The organism is Fructobacillus papyriferae (assembly GCF_018437225.1).
GTDB classification, from domain to species: Bacteria; Bacillota; Bacilli; order Lactobacillales; family Lactobacillaceae; genus Fructobacillus; species Fructobacillus papyriferae.
The window spans coordinates 162,821-181,630 of record NZ_JAAMFI010000002.1 but is presented as its reverse complement, the minus strand read 5'-3'; the positions used below and the strand labels follow the sequence as shown (position 1 = coordinate 181,630).

The following is an 18,810-nucleotide window of genomic DNA, read 5'->3' as shown; positions in this document are numbered from 1 at the left end:
TTTTGTGCCCAATTTATTCGGACAAGTGATAATAATAAGTTGAGATCGAAATGTTATCCATGCCAGACAAAGCCGTTCGCAGACGGAAAGATGACTGGTTGTGCAAAATGTTTTGCCATGGTTTCTTTGGCACGAACTGCGGAATAATCACCGTCACGGAGTGATTGATCTTTTCCGATTGCTTGGAAACCTTGGTAACAAAGTTGACCACCGGCTTGACGATCGAGCGGTAGGACGTGTGGACATCGACGTAGCGAACATCGCCAAAATCTTCTTTGAACTGTGCTTGAATCTTGGCTTCGCGGCCCGGATTCTCGTCAAAGGAGACGTGCATGGCAACAACTTTAGTAGCAATCGACTGGGCATAATCGACCGCCTCAGAGGTCACTCTGGTCAAATTCGACACCAGCACAATGGCCGTAGAGCCGTCGTATTCGTGACGAACCGAATCGACATTGTTGACGTACTGCAGACGTAACTGCCGGGCAATGGCATCGTAGTGGCGGCGAATCTTAAAGAATAAGAACATCACCAACGGCATGATGAAGAGATATGGCCAAACGTGGTTCAAACGCGTAATGAAGAGCACGATCACTAAACCAGCCGACATCGCGGCACCAATAAAGTTAATGATCGACTTGAACCACCAGAACCCTTCGTCATGACGGTTGCGCCACCAGTGGATGATCATGCCGGACTGAGACAGCGTAAATGGTACGAAGACACCAACGGCATAGAGCGGAATCAAGTTATCCGTTGAGCCGTGGAAGATAATCGTCAAGATGATGGCCCCGATTGACAAGGACAAAATTCCATTGGAATAACCCAAACGATCGCCTCGATCCAAGAAAAGATGTGGCAGGAACTTGTCTTTGGCCAAATTAACGGCCAACATTGGGAAGGCTGAGAACCCGGTGTTTGCAGCAACCGCCAAAATCAAGGCCGTGGCCAACTGAACCAAGTAGAAGAAGACATTGTGCCCACCAAAGGTAATCGCCGCAATTTGTGCCAAGACCGTCGAGTTGGCGTTAGGTCGCACCCCATACCAATAAGACAGGTAAGTGATCCCAAGGAAAAAGAAGGCCAAGATAGCAGCCATCATCGTTAAGGTCGTGGCCGCGTGCTTTTCCTTTGGTTCTTTAAAGTTCGGTACCGCATTTGAAATCGCTTCGACACCGGTCAAAGAAGAGGAACCAGATGACAAGGCCCGCAAAAAGAAAATCACCGTCAAACCGGAAAAATCCGTTCCGACCTTAGCGGCCTGGTGTGCTGGAATGGCACCAGTGACCGCCTGAAAAAGTCCAAATAGGATCGTAACGAACATGACAACAATAAAGAAGTAGACGGGAACCATCAAGAAGTTGGCTGATTCTCGTAAACCACGTAAGTTCAAAGCCGTCAAAATCAAAATCGTCACAATTGAAAGTGGCACCGCGAAATTCAACAACGCTGGAACCGCTGCGGTAATGGCATCAGCGGCCGCAGAGGCGGAAACCGCCACCGTCAACATATAGTCAACCAATAGCGATCCTCCGGCCACAAGCCCGGCCTTGGCGCCCCAATTTTGGCTAGCCACCGTGTAGGCCCCACCGCCGTTTGGATAGGCCTTAATGATCTGCCGATAAGACAACACAATGGCGGCAAGAAGAATCAAAATGATAATGGCGATTGGCAGTTGAAGCCAAAGGGCAACCGCACCAGCCGCAATCAAGACGGAGGTGATGGATTCCGTTCCGTAGGCCACGGATGACAAGGCATCAGAAGAAAGCAAGGCCAGGGCTTTAGACTTTGTTAACGACTGGCCGGCCGCTTCAGTGGTCTTCAATGGTTTTCCAATAATTACACGCTTAAGGTTACGAAACATGGTTTCTCTCCAAATTTTTTCTTTGATAAGTCTCTATTGTACCCCTTTTAAATCGATAAAAAAAGGCCCGCAAGAAAAGGGCCAAGGAACTGATAGCGCTCATTTTTAAACCAATTTTTCTTTGTTTTCTTGCCGTTTAACGATTTGGTAAAGAAAAGTGATGAAAGGCTGAAAAGCCAGCCGCCAGTAACGTTTGCTCCACTGCCGCTGCTTCTTTTGCCGGATTGGCCCGGTAGGCTTTTGGCACGTTAAGACCAAGCACTGCACTGACAAAGTTCAGTTGCTTCATGGTGGGCTTTTGCAAGATGCCCACCACAACCGGAACCTGTGGCAAACCGGCTTCAAAACAAGCTTTCTGCAAGTCGATCAACGCTTTTGAATCAAAACAAATCTGAGTCAAGAAAAAGTCTGTACCAGCCGCTAACTTTTCTTTTACACGCAAAATAGCGGCCTTCGTGACTGGTTGACGAACCAAAAGCGCCGAGGCCAATGCCAGCTTTTCACCGCCCGCCTGACGTAGTGCCAAAAGCAAGTCTTGACCGTTCCTGTAGCCGTCTGCTTTCATTCGATAGTCGCCCGATAAGACTAAAAAGTTACAGAGGCCACGCGCAATCACCTGGTCAACAAAGTCTTTTATGGTCGTCGGGCTTAAATCGCCAGCCCTAAGATGTATCAGAACTGGGCGCAACGTCGCCTTTTGGACTTCTTCTGCAAGATCCAGTAATTGATCAAAAGCTTTTTCTTCTTTTCCTTGATTGACTAAAGAATAGTAAGAAATGGCTGAAGCCGATCCTGCTTTTTTCACGGCGATATCCGTTCGGTCTGAAGGACTCACAACCGAGCTCATCGATTTTGTTGAAGAAAGGCAAGCAAGGAGTTGTTTGGCTTTTAAAACGGTCAATTCCTGAGATTGAACAATTTCTTCATCATCGCTTATTAAATCGCTAATCTTTTGCATAATAATCCTTCTTTTACGGACAGATGACAAGTAGACCAATTCACCAGCTTGTGCTAAAATGAATGGTATTGGAGGTGGATTATGTATCAATCACAAGCACACTCAAACGACGAATTGCAACAGTTTATCAACCGACCTGGCCGACACCTTGTCTTTTTATCAGCCGATTGGTGTGGCGATTGCAAGGTGATCAAACCTTTTGTTCAAGGAATTCGTGATAAGGTTGAAGAATCCGCCGACTGGATGGATGCCGATCGCGACGAAAACTTGGACTGGGCTAGCCAGTTTGGCTTGAAGGGGATTCCATCCTTTGTTCTCTTTGAAAATGGTCAAAAGATCAACCAAATCGGACACGGGGAACGCTTGACCCCAAAGCAAATTGAAGACTGGTACCAACAAACCTTGGCCTAACTTCTCTATTCTAACAAATTCAGCTATAAAAACGGTGGCTTCTCCAAATTGGAAAAGCCACCGTTTTTTATTGCCACCTTTTTAGCTAATAAAGGCTGATACTTGATTAGATGGAATGGCAAACCCCATCCCTTCAATATTCGTATTCTGGGCAGAAGACGTAATTTTCGAAGACGAAATGCCGACCACCCGGCCGCTTTCGTCAATCAAAGCACCGCCAGAGTTTCCTTGGTTGATGGCTGCATCCGTTTGAATGACCGTTACCGCCTTGTTATTGGTTTCAGAGGCCGTCAACGAACGCTTGGCCTGGGAAACAATTCCTTTGGTCATTGTCGATGAATAGGCGGCACCAAGGGGTGACCCAACGGCTAAGACAGCTTCTCCGGTCACTACCTTGTCTGAATCCGCCAAGCTTGCCGCTTGTTTAAAGGCCGCAGACTTCACTCGAATCAAGGCCAAATCTTGACTGGAATCAGTCTTTAAAATTTTAGCATCCGCCTTATCACCATTGGCATCCACCACTTGAATGGCGGCCGAATTAGCGATCACATGGTAGTTAGTGATAATATCTGCACTATTATTGTGAATCTTTAAAACGACACCAGAGCCCTGTGAGGCTGTCTCATAATTATTCGTGTCGTTATTCTTATTTTGGCTATCGAAGGCATCCGCCCCGTCTTCCAAAGAAGCTGACTTTTGCAAGTTTTGCACCGTCACCACGGCGTTTTTTACCTTGGAAAAAGCGCTTTCAGCCTTATCATTAGACAGATAGGCTACAGAAGCAATCGTTGCCGTTCCCGCAGCGTTTGTGTGCGTGGCTTTTGCCAAGCGCCCCTGGTACCAAGAATTCGGTAAGGAAGAAACCAGCACGACACCAGCACCAACGAAAAGGGCGATCAGGATAGCAATCGCTGGCCAGAATTTACTTTTGATAGCTCGGATATGTCGACGCATCAAGAGAATCCTTTCATCGAGTTCATTTTGTTAAAGGGGCAACGTGACACGAAAAATCGTCCCCTTTGGCTTATTATCCAACACCGTAATTTTACCATTGTGGGCGCGGACAATCCATTCTGCAATTGAAAGACCCAGACCGGTTCCACCCGTCTTTCGATTTCCTGTTTTGTCTTCTCGGTAAAAACGGTCGAAAATATGCTTCTTTGCTTCCGCTGAAATGCCTCGACCAGTATCGGCCACATTTATAACGAGTCGACGTTTTTCGACCGCTGCCGTCACGTTGATCGCATCGCCATCATCGGAATACTTCAAGGCATTGTCCATCAAAAGAACCAACAGTTGGTGCATCCGTTTCTTATCAATGGCGACCTCTTGATCCACGTTAACATCCACCGAAACCGTCTTGCCTGATAAGGAACCCATTTCAACATAGGGCATTAAAGCCTTGTTCATAAAGGCCCCAATGTCTGTCTTTTCCTTTTCAATCTTGGTCATGTTCGAACCAGATTTGGCCAGCGTCAGCATGTTATTGGTCAAAGAATTCAAGCGGCGCACTTCAGAAAGCGACAAAATCACGGCCTCTGATTGATCCCGAATCGTTTCCGTCGGTTTGGTCAGCATGCTTTCGAGTTTTCCTTGAATAACAGACATTGGCGTCCGCAGTTCATGGGCCGCGTTGTTGACAAAGTCTTGTTGTTGCTGCCAAGCGGAAATGATGGGTTTCATCGACTGGCGGGAGACAAAGTAGGCAAAGAACAAGGCCAAAACGAAGGCCCAAATAAAGGACCAAATCAGCACATCCTGAAACTTTTTCAAGTTCACAACCGTGTCGGTCACATCGACAAAGACGTAACCATAAGCAGCCGATTGCACACCGTTTTCACCCGGTACAACAACGGAACCACGCTTAAATTTAACGGCCTGAATTCGCAAGTACGTTTTGTTTTTATAGATCGTCTTGGGACTTTCCCCTAAATCATCCTTATCGAATTTCAAGTGCACCTTACGATTCAAAACGTTTTTCAGACCTGTCGTAGCCTGACTCTCGATCTGGTTCCCCTTGTCGTCAAAGTAGATCATGTTCCCGCGGAATTCGTCCGGATGGCTCATGCCGATGGATTTACTGTTTTTGCCAGCCAATTCGTTGTTATCGTTTTCCTCTTCCATTGCCGATTGTTGGTAGTAGGAAACGTACTGGTTGATCACCCGGTCTGAATTATCATAAACGGTAAAGGTATAGATCCAAAAAATCACCCCGGCTAAAAAAGTAAAAATAACCATCAGCCCAAGGGCCAGCGTGGCAAAATTATCAATTTGCTGTTTTCGATTAATCAGCTTGGTCATCTGGCACCTCAAGAATAAAGCCAATGTTCCGCAAGGTCTTGATCAAACCGCCTTGTCCCACAGCCTCCAACTTTCGGCGCAAGTTATTCAGATAAATATTAACGACATTGATCGTCGTGTCCGAATCAACACCCCAAACGCGGTCAAAAATCTGATCGCGGGTCACAATGATGTTTTTATTCTGGCTCAAATAAGTTAGAATATCGAATTCTTTTCCAACCAACTTGACTGCCTGACCATGTACTTGAACACCACGGTTTTCGAGGTTAATCGTCATTTCGCCAACCGTAATCGTATTGTCTTCCGAATAAACCCCAGTTCGGCGCAAAAGCGCTTTGACACGGACCAGCAGCTCTTCGCGGTGGAAAGGCTTAGTTAGGTAGTCATCAGCGCCAACGTTAAACCCTTCAATCTTGTCGTCCAAAGAAGCTTTGGCTGTCAAAATCAAAATTGGCGTCACCACCTTGGCTTCGCGGACCTTTTGAATAATTTCTAAACCGGACTGACCGGGTAACATCAGATCGCAAATAATCAAGTCAAAGGGCGATTCCTTGGCTTCGAACTCGCCATCCAAACCATCGGTCACCGCCGTCACATCGGCAAAATCTTGCAGAAAATCAACGATGTTATCCGATAAATTCTGATCGTCTTCAATCAATAAAATTTTAATTGCTTTTGCCATGCTTGCCTTCCCTTCTAAAAAGACCCATTTCTTATTCCTTCTAAATTAGCACCGAAGCATTAAGAATACATTAAAAAGCAGCCGTTTTTTGGATCAAATGCTCAGCCTTCCATGCCAAGTGAGATCGAAAGCGCTTTTCTTACTGCTTTCATCGTATCACCATTTGTCGCCAAGTGACCAATGCGATCACGTAACCGTCGTTTGTCAATGGTGCGCACCTGCTCGGTCAAGATGATCGAATCTTTTTTGATCACCGCTTCATCTGCTGACAATTCGACATGGGTTGGCAATTTAGCCTTGGAAATTTTTGATGTAATCGCGGCCACGATCGTGGTGGGGGCATTTTGATTTCCTCGGTCATTTTGAATGATCAAAACCGGGCGCACCCCCTCTTGTTCCGAGCCAATTCCTTGCTTTAAGTCAGCAAAAAAGACATCGCCACGCTGGACGTTCTTCAAATCTTCTGTCATCTTATCCTCTTTTATATGTACGGGCCAAGGCCCTTTGTTTACTTTAATCGCGATCTACCCGAGGCACCCGTTCCGAAATCCCGGTTAGCAATTCATGTGGAATCGTCTGAGCAAAGCGGGCCAGATCCTCAATTGTATTTTCTTCTTGTCCATTTCGACCGATAAAGGTGACTTCGGTGTTAACCGGTAATTTTTCCGGCAAGGAAATCACAATCTGATCCATGGTTATCCGGCCAAGAACATGCTGACGCCTACCATTGACGAGAACCGACATACCGGCCAGGCTACGTTTCAAACCATCGGCATAGCCGATGGGAACCGTACCAACCCACTCGTCTTTTGAAGCCGTGTAGGTTGCGCCGTAAGAAAGCGATTCCCCTTTTAGCAGGCGATGCACGGACCAAATGCGGCCAACCAATGAACCAACCGGCTGTAATTGAATCGGCGATGGCCGTTTTGCCATTGCTGGATTATAACCATACAAAACCGAACCCACTCGAATGGTTGCCGTCGGTGCTTCTTGATCATGGAAAAGAGCCGTCCCAGAATTGGCTAGGTGCCAATACTTTTCCGGAATTTCAAGGCCAGCCACCATGTTCATGAAGTCGGCCAACTGTTGATCATAATAAGCCTGATTATCTTCGTCAGCCGTGGCAAAGTGCGTCATGACACCAGCTAGCTCAAAATTCGGATCATGCCGAACAAAATCAACCATCGAAGCCAACTCTTCTTTGGTCTTTGCACCAACTCGACCCATGCCAGTATCAACGGCCAAATGAACAGACAAGACATCAGACGACCCCGCCTCTTCAAAGCTCTTTTTTGCTGCAAGCAACCAATCAAAAGAACCAGCTACCGGCGCTAATCGTGTCGCCGCCATTTCAACGGCCAATTCAAAAGGTTGGACACCAAGCAAAATAACGGACACCTCTTTTTCGGGCATCGCTTGACGAACTCGCCGTCCCTCATCGACCGTCGCCACGGCAAAGTCCTTCACAGACAGTTGTTCATAGAGTGTCCGCGCCGCCCAGGCATCCCCATGCCCATAGGCATTGGCCTTAATAACGGCGATGAGCCGCTTGGCCTTGGCATGTCGGATCGTTTCTCTTGCGTTATGGACAAGAGCCGCTTTTGATCGTAGAAAAGCCAGCCCACGGCGTGTTAGGGCTTCGTTCTTATCCATTACCTTGTCTTCTCCCAATGCTTCTTTTTGATTTTTTCAAGAAAGGACAACGACTCAATCGTCACCACGGTGGCGACATAGTCCCCAGAGTGTGTGATGGCAACCGAAAGGGCGTTATTTTGTCCACGAACCGAAATGATCGGCCGTCCTGAAGGGGCGTTTAAAATCGTGATATCCTGCCAAGACGCCTTTTTTCCGATCCCGGTTCCCAAAGCCTTCGAATAAGCTTCTTTTGCCGAAAAACGCCCCGCCACAAACTCCAAATAATGTTTCCCAGTTCGTTTTTTGGCCGCTTCTTGCTCAGCTGGTGTTAAGATTGTGGACAAGAAATTGGGCCGTCGATTCAAAACTGATTCGATTCGGCTGATCGATTCCATGTCATTTCCAATACCGATAATCATACTTTCATTTTAACAAAAAAGCGCTGCATGGGCGAACAAATCGCCCCTGCAGCACTTTTAATTATCTACTTAAAATCAGCTAAATTGTCTGTTGACGGTTTCAAGTTCTGCCAATCTTTAGACAAGAAGCGGTTGTTGATCTGATAGTTCGTTTTTTCCGTTGGACCGGACAAGAAGGGGTTCAAATACTGATCCAAAGCCAACCAACCACGCCAACCAACGTGAATGGTATCTTGCATGAAGTAGTCTTCGCCACCATCACGAGAAAGATCAGCGATATTGTTAAAGCCCTGACTTTGCAATTGATACTTAATTTTTGCAACGGATTCTTGATACATGGTGTTGTTCAAGCCCGTGTACTTTGCCCAGCGTTGGTTAACCGGTGTGATGACAAACATCACATCCGTATGGTTCTTGGCAAAATTGTCCAAGACCGACTGGAAATAAGCATACTCAACGGATTGTGTGTAATCGTAATCCTTTTGAGCACCCTTCAACGCCTTCTTTTCTGCCATCACACGCGTGGTGTAGAAAGAGTTCTTAATGTGGAAGTCGTTATTTGACGTATTCTTCTTTCCTTCATCGTAACCAAGACGATCCAAGGCGCTTTCAGAATAGTGTTCAGGGAGCGGCTTTGCGGCCTTCAATACCCGGTTTTTGTAGTTCGATGTCTTTTCAAAACGAGTAAACAAGGCATCTTGACGTGACAAGATCCGGTGCTTTAAGCGCAGTGTAGACAATTCCGCACTCGTCAACTTGTCCCCTGCAGCGACTTGCTTCAACAAACGACTATAGTAAGGACTGTTTTTTACTGAACCCTTGTCAAGCACCTTGGAAGCCACAAATTGATCCGTTTTCGTTGGCTTGTTTTGACCCAAGTTCAACATCCAATCGACTACCTGCAAAGGCGAGTAGAACAGATCAAAGCCACCGTCAGACCCGGTCTTTGTGAACCACTGCGGTGAAACCACATAGACGGCCTTCTTGGTCTTCAAGGTTTTCTGCATTTCCTGCATGTTCAAGAAGTGTACCAAGGAATCGGAACCAGCCTTTCCAAGCATGAATGGCTGATAGTCACGATGGTAGTTTTCTGCCAAAACCGATGGGTGCAAGGAATCAATACGAGACAGCTCAGATGATCCGAAAAACGGTACGTAATTGACTTTCTTATCTGCAAAAGCAGCGTTTTTAACCGCTTCTCCCTTAACCAATTGACTAGAGAACGAAACGGATGATTCTTTTAAACTCTTTTGACTAAAATGGGTCAAAGAGAAAGGCAGAAGAAAGACGAAAGCAAGCAGTGCAAAGGCTGCCAACACAGGTCCAAAAATCTGCCAAAGCTTTTTCTTGTTCGACATGAGGTTTTATCCCATCAGTGCAGTAACACTAGCCACAATCTTGTTGGTTGTATCCCAATCTTCACGCGCCAATTCAGAAACCGGTGCTTGAATGTTAAAACGTGATTCCAAAGCGAGCAACATTTCTACCGTTGCCATGGAATCAAGCAAGCCAGAATCAAAAAGGTTTTCATCCATTTGATCTGACATGTCTTCGCCAGTTACATCTTCGATAATTTCTAATACACCTGCTTTTACGTCCATTATTCTCTCCTCTAAAATTTAATGAAGTGTTTCAATGATGCTTAACGATGGAACCAGAAGGTATCCAAGAAGCCACAGAAGACCAAGAAGGTCAGCATGACAAAATGGAAGGTCAAAACGACCGCAAAGCCTTCCGTCCACTTGTTGTGGGGAATGCGTCCCTTATGCTTGCGCTTGAAGCGAATCCAAGCATCGTTTCCGGCCAACGCCGCACCATGCATGAATCCGTACAAAATGTAATACCAAGTCAAGCCGTGCCAGAATCCCATCACCAACATGTTAACAAAATATGCCAACGTTGACACCGTATTGCGGTTTTTAATCCACTTTTTCTTTAAGAACAAGAAGACAAAACGCATGAAGACAAAGTCACGGAACCAAAAGGAAAGGGACATGTGCCAGCGATTCCAGAATTCCTTGATGTTCTTTGCCCCGTATGGCTTATTGAAGTTAATTGGGGATTCGATGCCCATAATGTATGAGATAGCTAGGGCAAAAAGGGAGTATCCTGCAAAGTCAAAGAACAAATACATGCCGTAAGAATAAGCAACGGGAATCAACCACCAGGACAAGACCATGCCGTGGTGGGCATCAGACATGGCCATTCCTTGGAAGTAAGGATAAATGATCTGGCCAAAGTAATAAGACAAGATGAACTTATAGACAAAGCCCAAGAACAAGTTCTTCACAGCCTTGCCCAAGAGGTCGATGTACTTTTCGCGCTCTGGGGCAACAGCCGCATCTTTTGCAAATCGTGTATACCGGTCAATCGGACCAGAAGACAAGGTTGGCATGAAGAGCATGAAGCGCAAGAACATGATTGGATGGAAGTCGTGGGCGGCCCCATCACGGGTTTCGATGATCATTCCAACCGAGCGGAAAGTCAAATACGAAATTCCAAGAAAACCAAGCATCGACAACTGAGCGTGGAAGAGGCCTGCCCCAGCCAAACGGACTAGAAAAATCGGCAGGATCGACAGCGCGGTTGCCAAGTAGAAAACCCAACTAGCGTTGGCCTTTTTCCGGTAACTAATGTAGCCCCAAACAAGCAAAAACTGCCAGATCGAATAAATGATCAAAGCCACTCCCTGGTTCACGTAGTGCCCTTCATCAAAGATCAAGAAGATGAAAGCCAAGGATACCAGGATTTCATAAGTCACAAAGCGCTTACCAAAGTATAGGCCAATCGAAAGGGGGACTAAGGCCAACAAGAGGTAGATAAAGTAGTTGGGATCGGCATAAGGTTGTAAATTAGGCATTGCCGTTCACCTCAGCAATCAAGCCCTTCAAATCGATCTTTCCGTTTTGCGTGAGTGGCATCTTGTCACGGTAAATGAAACGTGTTGGCATCATGTATGGCATGATGATGTCCTTCAAATCTTCACGAATGGCATTCGTCAGATCCAATGGCTTTTCAAAGTCGTTGTCCTTTGGCACCACGATGGCTAACATCTGCTTGACATCACCATTTTGATCGTAGCGTGGCACCGCAGCAGCCTGTTCAACCCATTTTGATTGTGTCAAGTGCTGGGCGACTTCTTCCAATTCAATTCGGAAACCGTGCAACTTGATTTGGAAATCCATGCGGCCCTTGTAGTGCAAGAGACCATCAGCATCGGCATAGCAAAGGTCCCCGGTCTTGTAACCCGGCTTGCCATCCACCGTCAAAAAGGCGGCTTCGGTCTTTTCAGGGTTGTTCAAGTAACCCTTTGAAACGGCCGGTCCGGAAAGGACTAATTCACCAGCTTCTCCTGCTGGCAAAACGTTGCCCTCCTTGTCCATGATCGTTGCCGTCATGTCCGCTTTCATATAACCAATTGGCAACTTGTCGTACTTGGCCAAAACGGCGTCGGTGATTTCCAAAGCGGAAACAGCCACCGTCGCTTCGGTTGGACCATAGGTGTTATAAATCTTAGCGGCTGGGAAACGTTCGCGCAGCTTCTTGGCCGTGGCTGACGTCAAAACTTCCCCACAGAAGAGGAAAGTCTTCAAGTTCGGATAGTTTTCTTCCTTAAAGTCCGGTGACAACAAAGCCACGTTGGCAAAAGAAGGCGTTGATACCCAACGGTCCAACTGCATGGCTGGCAAGGCCGCAAAGAGTTGCTTAAAGTCGTCGGCCACTTCCTTTGGCAAGGCCTTCATCACGCCACCAGTGAGCAAAGCACCGGCCCATGACATCACGGACACATCAAAGGAGAATGGCGTTTGGGTTAAGATGTTTTGTCCATCACCCAAATCAAAGTCATCCCCCAACATCCAGTTGATGTACGACAAAGCGTTCTTGTGGGAAATCTGAACACCCTTTGGCTTACCGGTCGTACCGGAAGTAAAGATGATGTAGTAGTTCTCATCACCAACTACTGGGTGAGTCAAGTCATAAGACTGTTGAGCCAAAAAGGCATCTTGTAAAGCCTGTCCCTCAAAGACCGGCACGGAATCAATGGCCATTGGCAGTTCGTCCAAAGCGATCACTGCAGCTGGCTTTCCGATTTCCAAGATGTTTTCGATTCGGTCGTTCGTTGAATCCTTATCCACCGGCGCATAAGCGTGACCGGATTTGACGGATGCTAAGAAAGCGGCAACCATTTCGAACTGGTGACCACCAAAAACCATGATCGGCGCCTTTTTTGCAATTCCTTGCTCGTCCAAAAAGGCCGCCAAGGAATCCGAATAGGCTTTTAATTCGCCATACGTATGGGTAACGCCCATTTCATCGTAGGCGATTTGGTCGGGATGGGCGATAGCATACTGATCAATGTGTTGGTAAATATTCTCAATCATTTTAATTAAAACCTCTTAAAACTCGTTGTAGATGAAGTGACCACCGGTGACGCCGGAATAACCATATAAGTAAATCAAGAACAACATGATTAGAAAATAAGCCAAGGTTTTCGCCACAAAGGCAACCCAAGGCCGTTTGATGAAACGCTGAAACATCGCGACATGCCCCCGAATTCTTCCAATTAGTGTATAATTAGCGGCAGATTGGCCGTTAATGTATATCAAAATACTTCGACTATTATAGCACAAATTAAAATGGTGCATAGCCAGTCTAAATACGCTCAAATCAAAGAAGGTCCATATGTTTTCGAAATATCTAACAAAGATCGTCGCCCTTGATAACAAATGGGTAAAAAAATTGCCGGTTGAGACACTTTTTACGGCTTTTCAAAAAGTCGTCCCGCTGGTCATCATTAACGTGTACCTCCACCTTCTCATTAAACTTTTCTTTGATCCGTCCGCGATTGTGCCTGCCATTTTCCACATTCGCTTAAAGCATCTGTTTTTTGCCCAAAACCTACAGTTTTTAACCTCGGCCTTTGATTACTTGATCTTGGCCTTCGTTGCAGCCCTTTGGACAAAGGGTTATTTGGAAGCGAAGTTAGACGATCTGGGCCACACAAAAGACGAATTACTACCCGTTTTGGCCAACTTCGCACTGGCCCTATCTTATGGCTTTGCCACCTATACCTACGCCAACCAATCGGCGATCTATTTGATTGGTGTACTCTTCTTGACCTATTTGTCCAACTTATCTTACGTCTACTTAACCAAGTGGACCAAAGGAAAATTAAATGACTTTGGCTTTGCCTACCTTTTTTGGGCGGCGACCATCTTGGCATTATCAACTTTCCTTTATTCGCTAATCCCAAGTCAGGTTAGCCAAGCCTCCTTTAACGCCCTCTTCTCCATGGACTTCTTTTCTCATTGGTATGGCTTAGTGCTGACGGCGATATTCACACCAATCGCCTTTGTGCTTGGCTTTGCCATTCCAACGGATTTGACGGTGTCTGCAACCGACCTATCGCAAGTAAACGCTAATCTTAATGCCGTTTATCAAGCCGTGATGGCGCAGTTACCTCACCCGCAAAATCCCTATTCGGTTCTGACGACTTCTGCCTTGATCGGCGGTGTTGGGTCGACTTTAGCCTTGACCATCTGCCTCCTCTTTTTGAAACGACAAAAACTACGCCGCCTTGGCCTTTGGTCTTTAGTTCCAGCCGTCTTTGATTCGAACAAAATCTTAGCTTACGGCCTGCCCCTTTTCTTCCGGCCACTGATGCTTTTACCAATGGTTTTAGCATCGACCTACGGGACCGTCGTCACTTCCCTTCTTATTAAATTCGACTTTTTACGCCCCACTGTTTTTTCTGTACCAATCGGTACGCCACACCTACTTTTGGCCTTCTTTGCTTCGCAGACGCCACTTGATGCTTTACTGGCGACCGTCTTGATCTTGATCGGGGCCATTTTGATCTACTGGCCTTTTGCTAAGCAACTTGAAAAGGAGGAAGCCAATGCTTAAAAAGATGTGTTCATTTCCCAAAAAAGCCCGTTCCTTCTGGCAGCAAAGCGCCCGTTCCTCTCGGATTGCCTTAGTATTAACCGCTATAGCCGTAGTTGTTCTGGCCTTCCTTGGCCGCACTTGGATGCTAACGGAACATCAAAACGATCGCGCGATCCAAAAATCACGAATTGAACCAGTGATCTTTGTGCCTGGCTCTTCCGCCACCATCCAGCGCTTTAATTCGCTTTTTACAACGTTGAATGAAGAAGACAGCGGAAGCAAGAATCACTCCGTATTGAAGGTGCAAGTCAATGCTGACGGTAGCCTTTCTTATTCGGGTCACCTTTCTTCTGCCAACCGCCAGCCCTTCATCGTGATTGGCTTTGAAAAAAACCAAGATAACTACCCAACCATTCAAGCTGATGGCCAGTCAATGGAAACGGTCATGTCCGATTTGCAATCCAAGTACCACTTCCGTTCCTTTTCTGCCGTTGGCCACTCGAACGGTGGACTGATCTGGACGGACTACCTGGAAAATTATTATTCAAGCAACAATTTCCACATTCGGACGCTGATGACCCTGGGAACGCCTTACAATTTCTCCGAATCGTCTGACACCAAAAAAACGACGATGCTTTCGGATTTCATTGACGGCTCAGACAACTTGCCAACCGACCTATCGGTTTATTCAATTGCCGGATCTGACGATTACACAGATGATGGAAACGTCAATGTCCAGTCCGTTTTGTCCGGTAAGTATATCTTCCAAAAGAAGGTCGCCAAATACACGCAGACAACCGTGTCCGGTGATAACGCTCAGCATTCTAAACTGCCCGAAAATCCCGAAGTGGTGAATCTAATTCGTGAACTGATCTTGGATAACAAGGCTGGCCGACGTGGGCTCTCCACCAACCAACTGAAAAAAGAAGCACCAGCGACCGATAAAGATAAAAATTAAGAACAAAGGAGGACGGATGACAGCATTTAAGACAACAAAGGGGCTTTCTCTGCTAGTCTTTTTGGCTTTGCTTCTAGGCAGCCTCTTGCCTCTTGGACTAAGCCAGCAGGCCAATGCCGAAAATCCCGACACCCTGACACCATCGAAGACCACAACCGATGTTTCCGACTATGCTGAGGTGCTTTCGGATTCTGCTATCAAGCAGTTCTTGCGCTTAAACAAAGAGGCAAAAGCACAGGATAACAACGCTCAGTTTGCCATCGTCACCGTCAAATCAACAAACGGCCAATCAATCGCCGACTTCACCAACGACTTGACCCTACGCAAGGAATGGCACGTGGGCAGTTCCAAAAAGGATAATGGTGTCCTGATCGTCTTTGCCGAAAACAACGGGCAAAATAACGTCCGCGTGGCTACCGGAACGGGTATCGAACAGACCTTGCCCGATGCGACCATTCACCGACTCTTGCTGCAAAACGAAAAGAGCCTGAAGTCCCACAAAGAAGTCGACATCAACCTTGGTATTTTTTCCCTTTACCAAGATTTGGCCAACATCGCAGACCCTGGCTTTGTGAAGGAAAACCCAGCAACTGATACCATCCAACAGTATGTGGACGGCCGTGATAAGCGACAAAGTAATCAAAGCACTTACCAGAAGCAAAATCCAGTGCAGCAAGAAGAAAGCCCTGTTGCCAATTCAACGAGCGAAAAGAGCCCCGCCACTATCTTACTTCTGGTACTAGCAGCCGCCCTGCTGCTGATTGTCATCATCGTGATGCGCTCCCTAGCCAAATATAAAAAGGCCAGCCCAAAAGAACGGGCACAAGCCGATCCGAAGGATGGCCATTACCCACGGCCAAGTATTCATTTCGGTGGGCCATGGGGCTTCCTCTTTGGTTGGCTGCTGGCTAGCTTCCTCTCGTCGCGCGATCGCGATCGCTACCACGGAGGCGACGGCTTTGACGATAACGGCTCGGACTATGGCCACGATTTCCACCACATGGGCGACTCGTCTGGCTTTGATGGCTTTGGTGACGATGGTTTCGGTGGTGGCTTTGACGGAGGTGACTTCGGCGGCGGCGGTGATTCCGGCTTTGGCGGAGGCGACTTCGGCGGCGGTGGTTCGGACTTTTAGCCCTTGCAGGCCGATCGTCGAACCCGTAAAATAAAGAAAAGAAGAAAGAGAAAAGGAAATTCCATGACTGTCATTAATGAACAACAGCCCTTCTACCAAAAGCGCGGTTTTCAAATCACGGCCGGTATTGGCCTTGTGATTCTGATCGTGCTTTCGCTCTTCATCTCGTCATCCAATGGTCTGAACCAAAAGCAACAAAACGTCGATGCAGCCACTGGTGAGATCCAGACGGCCTTACAAAACCGGGCCGATTTGATTCCAAACCTGGTTAACGCGGTCAAGGGGTCACAGGGGCAAGAATCAGCCGTTTACGGTAAGATTGCCGACGCCCGCACCCAATACAACCAAGCCAAGCAGTCCTACGACAAGGCTTCTGGTCAAGATCAAAAGACTTCGGCGATGCAAAACCAGGACAAGGCCTTCAACTTGATGGTCTCAACCATTAACGAAAACTACCCTGACTTGAAGTCTTCGGATCAAATGTCGACCTTGATGGCCCAACTGGAAGGCGTCAACAACCGTGTCACTTATGAACGCAAGAAGTACAACAAGGCCGTCTCGGACTACAACAATTCTGTTGTTTCTTTCCCGGCTTCACTTGTTGCTTCAATGACTGGTCACCAAAAGATGGCCTATTACCAAGCCGACAGTAGCGCACAGAGCAACCCAACGGTTGATTTCTCAAAGTAAGGCAAATCAAAAAAGGAAACGCAAATGCGTTTCCTTTTTTTGATTACCGAATTAATTCAATTTCACTTTAAACGATGGGAGGTGCTCTTGAATTTTAGGATCGTCACTCTCGATGCCATAATTCAGCACTAATTTACCATCATTTGAAACCTCAGCATACAATGTCTTTGTCAGACTTTCCTTGACTGAGATAATCCCTTGTTCTGGCATCGCTTCTGGCAAAGAGTCATTTGTTAGGAAAGGTATCTTCTCACCTTTTTGGAAAAGCGAAAATGCGTCTTTTTGATAAGCAATGGCGCCCTTGCCCGTCTGGAAATCTTCATTAGCTGTATTCTTAATGGTCAATGAAATCGCAACAAAGCGTTTTCCGGGTGCAGCTTCAACCCCTGCCAAATCCGATGAATAAGAGACCTGATTGACGCGATAATTATCCGTTTCAACAGTAATGTCTTGGCCCACCTTCAAAACATGATTTCCAACACGAAAGCTCGAATGCCCCATAGCTGTCTTTCTTGCTTGTGCAAAGCCAACCTGGACAAAAAGTGTTGCCAACAAGGCGATCAATGCAATTAAGACAGCAAATTTAATCGTTACATCTTGTTTTTCTTTTTTGCTCATAAACAAAAGGCCTGACAGCCCAATCGAAACGAGCGCTAACAGTCCGCCTGCCAAATTAATATATGGCATCCAAGAAAGCAGTAACGCGATGCTGGAAAGTGACAAAGCGATATGCGCCGTCAAATTCGTAGTGAATCGACTATTCTTCATTCATCTCTCCTCTATAAATAAGTACACAAAATTCGCAAAATTAATAGCAGAATAACCGTCGTGGCTATCGACCAACTTTTATTTGGACTTTTAACAGACAAAAATAGCAAAAGTAGCCACCATAAGATACTGAACAGCAAGACCGGAAGTAGGTAATCTAGTCCACCATTGATGGCACCTAATAGTTTTACAGCAAGAAAAGCTAAAAAGTATGGATAAAAAGCACCACAATAAACCCACAAACGACGACACAGCGATGTTGGACGCACTTGAAGAAAAGATTGGATGTTAAAAAGGCCTTGCAAAGGAACCATCAACGTCAAGTAATCGAACCAGAAAAACAGCAAGGAAGCCATCGTTAAATAAATATCGCTGCCATTTAACGAAAACAGGATTTCTGAATGACTCGTAGTAGTTAAATTCTCTTCTATAGTTGGAAGAAAGCAAAAGCACAACAGCACCACTAAAAAATAGCACCAAAAACTAAATCTACTCCTCACTTTGCAGCACTCCGTCAATCAAGCGATACGTCTTATCGTACGGCATACCCGCTTGGAAATCGTGTGATGCAATAATCACGAGCTTGTTTTCATCTTTTAATTGTTGAACTAATTCGACAAAATGATTCAGCGAAGCACGATCCAATCCTCGAGTTGGCTCATCCAGCAATACAATGTTTTGATCTTCCATGATTGCCTGGATAATCCCCAACTTCTGTCTCATTCCCAATGAGTACTTTGAAACAGCTCGTTTATTATCTGGATCCAGTCCAAAGTCAGCCATTAATCGACGAATTTTTTCTAAATCCTCATTATGATTCAATTTGGCCAAGAAGCTCAGGTTGGTCAGACCGGTTTCGAACTCCAAATAGCCTGGGTTTTCAATCAAAGCTCCAATGGTTGTTTCTGAATCGTAATGTATTTCTCCAGAATCGGCCTTCAAAATTCTTGCGATAATTTTGAATATCGTCGACTTACCCGATCCGTTTTCCCCACTAATATGAATGACTTGACCAGGTTGTCCGCTAAAAGAGATGTCTTGTAAAACGATCTCGTCATGAAAACTTTTTTGTAATTGGTTAACTTCTAACATAAACACTC

20 protein-coding genes are annotated in these 18,810 nt (G+C 46.2%); 5 read left to right on the top strand and 15 right to left on the bottom strand.

All coding sequences use genetic code 11. From position 1 onward, the window contains the following. Positions 1–13: 13 nt before the first annotated feature. Both G6R27_RS04590 and G6R27_RS04585 read right to left on the bottom strand, forming a co-directional pair. Positions 14–1,864, bottom strand: a complete 1,851-nt coding sequence (locus tag G6R27_RS04590; RefSeq protein ID WP_213819896.1) for an APC family permease — start codon at positions 1,862–1,864, stop codon at positions 14–16. 136 nt (positions 1,865–2,000) lie between these two features. Continuing rightward, positions 2,001–2,822 carry a methylenetetrahydrofolate reductase gene (locus G6R27_RS04585; RefSeq protein ID WP_213819895.1) on the bottom strand — a complete coding sequence of 274 codons (822 nt, stop codon included), beginning with the start codon at positions 2,820–2,822 and terminating at the stop codon, positions 2,001–2,003. An 81-nt stretch (positions 2,823–2,903) separates the two neighbouring features. On the opposite strand from G6R27_RS04585, the gene G6R27_RS04580 reads away from it, so the two are divergent. Then, the gene (locus G6R27_RS04580) at positions 2,904–3,233 is read left to right on the top strand and encodes a thioredoxin family protein (protein ID WP_213819894.1); all 330 of its coding nucleotides are present in this window, start codon (positions 2,904–2,906) and stop codon (positions 3,231–3,233) included. A gap of 81 nt (positions 3,234–3,314) precedes the next feature. Here G6R27_RS04580 and G6R27_RS04575 read toward each other — a convergent pair whose 3' ends face one another. From G6R27_RS04575 to G6R27_RS04525, 11 genes are all read right to left on the bottom strand, one after another. Further along, the gene (locus tag G6R27_RS04575; protein ID WP_213819893.1) at positions 3,315–4,187 is read right to left on the bottom strand and encodes a S1C family serine protease; all 873 of its coding nucleotides are present in this window, start codon (positions 4,185–4,187) and stop codon (positions 3,315–3,317) included. A 30-nt stretch (positions 4,188–4,217) separates the two neighbouring features. Next, positions 4,218–5,534: a sensor histidine kinase gene (locus tag G6R27_RS04570; RefSeq protein WP_213819892.1), complete on the bottom strand. Its 1,317-nt coding sequence runs from the start codon at positions 5,532–5,534 to the stop codon at positions 4,218–4,220. After that, positions 5,518–6,216, bottom strand: a complete 699-nt coding sequence (locus G6R27_RS04565; RefSeq protein WP_213819891.1) for a response regulator transcription factor — start codon at positions 6,214–6,216, stop codon at positions 5,518–5,520. The genes G6R27_RS04570 and G6R27_RS04565 overlap by 17 nt, the downstream gene beginning before the upstream one ends. Before the next feature lie 101 nt (positions 6,217–6,317). Next, on the bottom strand, positions 6,318–6,686 hold the full coding sequence (locus G6R27_RS04560) for a type II toxin-antitoxin system PemK/MazF family toxin (protein ID WP_213819890.1): 369 nt from the start codon (positions 6,684–6,686) through the stop codon (positions 6,318–6,320). Between the two features lie 43 nt (positions 6,687–6,729). Beyond that, positions 6,730–7,869: an alanine racemase gene (gene alr, locus G6R27_RS04555; protein WP_213819889.1), complete on the bottom strand. Its 1,140-nt coding sequence runs from the start codon at positions 7,867–7,869 to the stop codon at positions 6,730–6,732. Next, a complete protein-coding gene (gene acpS / locus G6R27_RS04550) occupies positions 7,869–8,270 on the bottom strand; it encodes a holo-ACP synthase (protein ID WP_213819888.1) in 402 nt (133 codons plus the stop codon). The genes alr and acpS overlap by 1 nt, the downstream gene beginning before the upstream one ends. A 65-nt stretch (positions 8,271–8,335) precedes the next feature. Continuing rightward, positions 8,336–9,628, bottom strand: a complete 1,293-nt coding sequence (gene dltD / locus G6R27_RS04545) for a D-alanyl-lipoteichoic acid biosynthesis protein DltD (protein ID WP_213819887.1) — start codon at positions 9,626–9,628, stop codon at positions 8,336–8,338. A gap of 6 nt (positions 9,629–9,634) precedes the next feature. Continuing rightward, on the bottom strand, positions 9,635–9,871 hold the full coding sequence (dltC, locus tag G6R27_RS04540; RefSeq protein WP_213819886.1) for a D-alanine--poly(phosphoribitol) ligase subunit DltC: 237 nt from the start codon (positions 9,869–9,871) through the stop codon (positions 9,635–9,637). Positions 9,872–9,912: 41 nt separating this feature from the next. Continuing rightward, the gene (dltB, locus tag G6R27_RS04535) at positions 9,913–11,130 is read right to left on the bottom strand and encodes a D-alanyl-lipoteichoic acid biosynthesis protein DltB (protein WP_213819885.1); all 1,218 of its coding nucleotides are present in this window, start codon (positions 11,128–11,130) and stop codon (positions 9,913–9,915) included. Beyond that, positions 11,123–12,652 carry a D-alanine--poly(phosphoribitol) ligase subunit DltA gene (dltA, locus tag G6R27_RS04530; RefSeq protein ID WP_213819884.1) on the bottom strand — a complete coding sequence of 510 codons (1,530 nt, stop codon included), beginning with the start codon at positions 12,650–12,652 and terminating at the stop codon, positions 11,123–11,125. Before dltA ends, dltB begins: the two co-directional genes overlap by 8 nt. 15 nt (positions 12,653–12,667) lie before the next feature. Then, the gene (locus G6R27_RS04525; RefSeq protein WP_010017670.1) at positions 12,668–12,808 is read right to left on the bottom strand and encodes a teichoic acid D-Ala incorporation-associated protein DltX; all 141 of its coding nucleotides are present in this window, start codon (positions 12,806–12,808) and stop codon (positions 12,668–12,670) included. A 145-nt stretch (positions 12,809–12,953) separates the two neighbouring features. Between G6R27_RS04525 and G6R27_RS04520 the strand changes: the two genes are divergently transcribed. The 4 genes from G6R27_RS04520 (at position 12,954) to G6R27_RS04505 (ending at position 16,942) form a co-directional block, all read left to right on the top strand. After that, positions 12,954–14,177, top strand: a complete 1,224-nt coding sequence (locus tag G6R27_RS04520; RefSeq protein WP_213819883.1) for a hypothetical protein — start codon at positions 12,954–12,956, stop codon at positions 14,175–14,177. Positions 14,178–14,181: 4 nt separating this feature from the next. Beyond that, positions 14,182–15,117 (top strand): alpha/beta hydrolase, encoded by a 936-nt coding sequence (locus G6R27_RS04515; RefSeq protein WP_213820029.1) that lies wholly within the window; start codon positions 14,182–14,184, stop codon positions 15,115–15,117. A 16-nt stretch (positions 15,118–15,133) separates the two neighbouring features. Beyond that, complete coding sequence (locus G6R27_RS04510; RefSeq protein ID WP_213819882.1) at positions 15,134–16,252, top strand: TPM domain-containing protein; 1,119 nt, start codon at positions 15,134–15,136, stop codon at positions 16,250–16,252. Between the two features lie 63 nt (positions 16,253–16,315). Further along, positions 16,316–16,942 (top strand): LemA family protein, encoded by a 627-nt coding sequence (locus G6R27_RS04505; protein WP_213819881.1) that lies wholly within the window; start codon positions 16,316–16,318, stop codon positions 16,940–16,942. Between the two features lie 51 nt (positions 16,943–16,993). Here G6R27_RS04505 and G6R27_RS04500 read toward each other — a convergent pair whose 3' ends face one another. Then, on the bottom strand, positions 16,994–17,710 hold the full coding sequence (locus G6R27_RS04500; RefSeq protein WP_213819880.1) for a hypothetical protein: 717 nt from the start codon (positions 17,708–17,710) through the stop codon (positions 16,994–16,996). Positions 17,711–18,199: 489 nt separating this feature from the next. Beyond that, the gene (locus tag G6R27_RS04495) at positions 18,200–18,802 is read right to left on the bottom strand and encodes an ATP-binding cassette domain-containing protein (RefSeq protein ID WP_213819879.1); all 603 of its coding nucleotides are present in this window, start codon (positions 18,800–18,802) and stop codon (positions 18,200–18,202) included. Between the last annotated feature and the right edge of the window lie 8 nt (positions 18,803–18,810).

Bases quoted from the DNA above. Each gene is read 5' to 3' on its own strand.
- G6R27_RS04590 (WP_213819896.1), bottom strand. From the start codon at position 1,864: ATGTTTCGTAACCTTAAGCGTGTAATTATTGGAAAACCATTGAAGACC.
- G6R27_RS04585 (WP_213819895.1), bottom strand. From the start codon at position 2,822: ATGCAAAAGATTAGCGATTTAATAAGCGATGATGAAGAAATTGTTCAA.
- G6R27_RS04580 (WP_213819894.1), top strand. From the start codon at position 2,904: ATGTATCAATCACAAGCACACTCAAACGACGAATTGCAACAGTTTATC.
- G6R27_RS04575 (WP_213819893.1), bottom strand. From the start codon at position 4,187: ATGCGTCGACATATCCGAGCTATCAAAAGTAAATTCTGGCCAGCGATT.
- G6R27_RS04570 (WP_213819892.1), bottom strand. From the start codon at position 5,534: ATGACCAAGCTGATTAATCGAAAACAGCAAATTGATAATTTTGCCACG.
- G6R27_RS04565 (WP_213819891.1), bottom strand. From the start codon at position 6,216: ATGGCAAAAGCAATTAAAATTTTATTGATTGAAGACGATCAGAATTTA.
- G6R27_RS04560 (WP_213819890.1), bottom strand. From the start codon at position 6,686: ATGACAGAAGATTTGAAGAACGTCCAGCGTGGCGATGTCTTTTTTGCT.
- alr (WP_213819889.1), bottom strand. From the start codon at position 7,869: ATGGATAAGAACGAAGCCCTAACACGCCGTGGGCTGGCTTTTCTACGA.
- acpS (WP_213819888.1), bottom strand. From the start codon at position 8,270: ATGATTATCGGTATTGGAAATGACATGGAATCGATCAGCCGAATCGAA.
- dltD (WP_213819887.1), bottom strand. From the start codon at position 9,628: ATGTCGAACAAGAAAAAGCTTTGGCAGATTTTTGGACCTGTGTTGGCA.
- dltC (WP_213819886.1), bottom strand. From the start codon at position 9,871: ATGGACGTAAAAGCAGGTGTATTAGAAATTATCGAAGATGTAACTGGC.
- dltB (WP_213819885.1), bottom strand. From the start codon at position 11,130: ATGCCTAATTTACAACCTTATGCCGATCCCAACTACTTTATCTACCTC.
- dltA (WP_213819884.1), bottom strand. From the start codon at position 12,652: ATGATTGAGAATATTTACCAACACATTGATCAGTATGCTATCGCCCAT.
- G6R27_RS04525 (WP_010017670.1), bottom strand. From the start codon at position 12,808: ATGTTTCAGCGTTTCATCAAACGGCCTTGGGTTGCCTTTGTGGCGAAA.
- G6R27_RS04520 (WP_213819883.1), top strand. From the start codon at position 12,954: ATGTTTTCGAAATATCTAACAAAGATCGTCGCCCTTGATAACAAATGG.
- G6R27_RS04515 (WP_213820029.1), top strand. From the start codon at position 14,182: ATGTGTTCATTTCCCAAAAAAGCCCGTTCCTTCTGGCAGCAAAGCGCC.
- G6R27_RS04510 (WP_213819882.1), top strand. From the start codon at position 15,134: ATGACAGCATTTAAGACAACAAAGGGGCTTTCTCTGCTAGTCTTTTTG.
- G6R27_RS04505 (WP_213819881.1), top strand. From the start codon at position 16,316: ATGACTGTCATTAATGAACAACAGCCCTTCTACCAAAAGCGCGGTTTT.
- G6R27_RS04500 (WP_213819880.1), bottom strand. From the start codon at position 17,710: ATGAAGAATAGTCGATTCACTACGAATTTGACGGCGCATATCGCTTTG.
- G6R27_RS04495 (WP_213819879.1), bottom strand. From the start codon at position 18,802: ATGTTAGAAGTTAACCAATTACAAAAAAGTTTTCATGACGAGATCGTT.